Source organism: Niastella sp., assembly GCF_045805085.1.
GTDB lineage: Bacteria > Bacteroidota > Bacteroidia > Chitinophagales > Chitinophagaceae > Niastella.
This window is the reverse complement of sequence record NZ_JBJMLX010000030.1, coordinates 1-2,974: the sequence shown is the minus strand read 5'-3', so window position 1 is coordinate 2,974 and position 2,974 is coordinate 1. Positions and strand designations below refer to the sequence as shown.

At 45.4% G+C, this 2,974-nt stretch carries 2 protein-coding genes; both read left to right on the top strand.

The annotated features are described in order from the left end of the window. Positions 1 to 462: 462 nt before the first annotated feature. Entirely contained in the window at positions 463 to 1,548 is a 1,086-nt protein-coding gene (locus ACJ751_RS01465) for a glycoside hydrolase family 76 protein (RefSeq protein WP_407743600.1), read from the top strand. Between the two features lie 96 nt (positions 1,549 to 1,644). Next, a partial coding sequence (locus ACJ751_RS01460; protein WP_407743599.1) for a glycoside hydrolase family 125 protein occupies positions 1,645 to 2,974 on the top strand: 1,330 nt, incomplete at its 3' end.

The window sequence follows — 2,974 nt, the reverse complement described above, 5'->3', positions numbered from 1 at the left end:
TGAATCGGCAATCGGCAATGCAAAATCGTGAATCTGCCAGCTGGCGGAGAAACGTGAAAGGGTTCACGAAATTCCTCAACTCACTTCATCGATCCGAAATCGGCAATTCCCATTTCTTCGCTACGCTCAAAGTCAGGTAACCAGGAACTAAAGAACTAATAAACTAACGAACTCAATAACCTACGAATCTAATAACTGCAACTTAGGAATACAGGATTTTCAACTTTCAATTTTGAACTTTCAACTATACCCCCGATTTCAAAACTCACTTTATAATTAATTATTGAATCAGGTAATCGCTAATTATATATTTATTATTTAATTTAATATATGTATAATAAATGTAATAGAGGCTTTTAAAATTGAATTAAGTACATTAAATTCAGGATAAATTCAATGAATAATTTATTATTTAATTGAATATGCCTTGGTTGTACATATTATAATTTAAATTACCCTATTATGCACCGATTCCTTATCTCTGCCTGTTCCCTTATATTTCTGTATGGGGCTACCGCCTTTTCGCAGTCAGCAAAGATCAACTGGGCTAAGGCCGCCGACAGCGCCCAGCAGGCGCTTACCACCCAGTTCTGGTCAAACAGTGAAAATTACTACCTGCACAACAACAATGGCAATAAGACCTTCGACTATTGGTGGAATGCTCATGCCCTCGATGTGCTGGCCAATGGCTACGCACGCACAAAAGATCCTGCTTATACTGCCCGCATGAGCAATTTGTTGAAAGGCATCTATACAATGAACGGAAGTAAGTGGGCCAATAAGTTCTTTGATGATATGGAATGGCTGGCCCTTGCCTGCCTGCACGCCTATGATGTAACCGATGATAAAAAATATAAAGAAGTAGCCCAGCTCTTGTGGGACAATATCAGTCAGGGCTGGACGAATGCGCATGGTGGCGGTATCATGTGGCAAACCGGTACCCCGGATTCAAAAAATGCCTGCAGCAATGGACCGGCGATTATTATTGCTGCCAGGCTGTACAAACTCAATAGAAATGAACAGGACCTCCACTGGGCAAAGAAAATATATGAGTGGCAGCAAACCTACCTCGTTGATACCAGCCGGGGCGTAGTATGGGATGCGTTTGGTAATTACAATGAAACTGGCCTCTATACCTACAATCAGGGCACCTGGCTGGGTGCAGCCCTTGAACTCTATAACATTACCCAGGAAGATAAATACCTGCAGGATGCCCTGAAAACTGCCAGCTACATAACAAGCGATCAGCAAAAGTTTGCGCCCAATGGTATTCTGAAAGATGAAGGCGCAGGCGATGGCGGCCTCTTCAAAGGCATCTTCATCAGTTATCTGAATCAATTGACCCGGTCGCGTGAGGTACCGCGTTCAAACCGCACCTGGTATATTCAATTCCTGAAAACAAATGGTGAAAGCTTATTGACCAATGCTACTTACCGCCCGGATTATGTCTTCAATTCTGATTGGCGCTCGCGGCCCAATGGACCTAAAACAGATGGCTCTATACAACTAAGCGCCTGTATGTTGCTGGAAGCTTTAGCGGGGTTATAAGTTATTCAGTTCATTAGTTATTTGGTTCAGGAACTGAATAACTAATGAACTTGTTACTTGCTAAATACATAGCTTTACCTCCAAACCATTGCTTATATGAAACGGAGGAGTTTTATTCAACAATCTTCTTTAGCCACAGCAGGCTTGTTATTAAATAACCTAACAGTTTTCTCAGCAAACAATCCCTACCCGCAATACCCGGTAGTTCGTACCCCGGCCGATAAGCGGAATTTCACCAGCACGGCAGTAGAGAATGCGATCAAAGAATTTCAGGCAAACGTAAAGCAGCCCGAACTGGCGTGGCTGTTTGAAAACTGCTTTCCCAATACTCTCGATACAACGGTATTTCATACTACACAAAACGGCCGGCCCGAAACGTATGTCATCACCGGCGATATCGATGCCATGTGGCTGCGCGACAGCAGCGCACAGGTATGGCCGTATCTGGCGTTTATGTCGCATGACAAACCTCTGCAGCAATTGATTGCCGGCGTCATCAATAAACAAACTGCCTGCATCCTGAAAGATCCTTTTGCCAATGCCTTCTATAATGATCCTGAGAAGAAAAGCGAATGGGAGAAAGACCATACCGACATGAAGGCCGGCGTGCATGAACGCAAATGGGAGATCGATTCATTATGTTACCCCATCCGTCTGGCATATCGTTACTGGAAACTCAGTGGCGATACCACACCCTTCGATGCTCAATGGCAGCAGGCCATTAAAACCATCTATACTACCTTCCGCGATCAGCAGCGAAAGACAGGCAACGGGTCCTACAAATTTCAGCGCACCACGCCGCATGCCACCGATACGCAACCCATGCGCGGTTATGGCTATCCGGTAAAACCAGTGGGCTTGATCTGCTCGGCTTTCCGGCCAAGCGACGATGCCACGCTGTTCTCTTTCCTGATCCCCTCGAATTTCTTTGCGGTAGTCAGCTTACGGCAGGCAGCGGAAATGTTCACCACTATTGTAAAAGATACCGCCACGGCAGCACAGTTCAATGCATTGGCCGCTGAAGTGGAAAAAGCATTACAACAATACGCCGTAGTAGAACATAAAAGTTACGGTAAAATCTATGCCTACGAAGTAAATGGCTTTGGCAGTTATAACCTGATGGACGATGCCAACGTGCCCAGTCTTTTGGGCATGCCGTATCTCGGCGCTATAAAAACGTCAGACCCTATTTATCAAAATACCCGCAAGCTGGTGTTGTCGGCCGACAACCCATTCTTCTTTAAAGGCACGGCTGGTGAAGGTATTGGCGGTCCGCACGTTGGGCAGGATATGATCTGGCCCATGGGCATCATCATGCGCGGACTCACGAGCATCAACGATGCCGAGATCAAAGCCTGTATTCAAATGCTGCAAAAGACGCATGCCGATACCGGTTTCATGCACGAATCATTTCATAAAGACGATC

Coding starts and splice junctions, on each gene's coding strand:
- ACJ751_RS01465 (WP_407743600.1), top strand. CDS start 463: ATGCACCGATTCCTTATCTCTGCCTGTTCCCTTATATTTCTGTATGGG.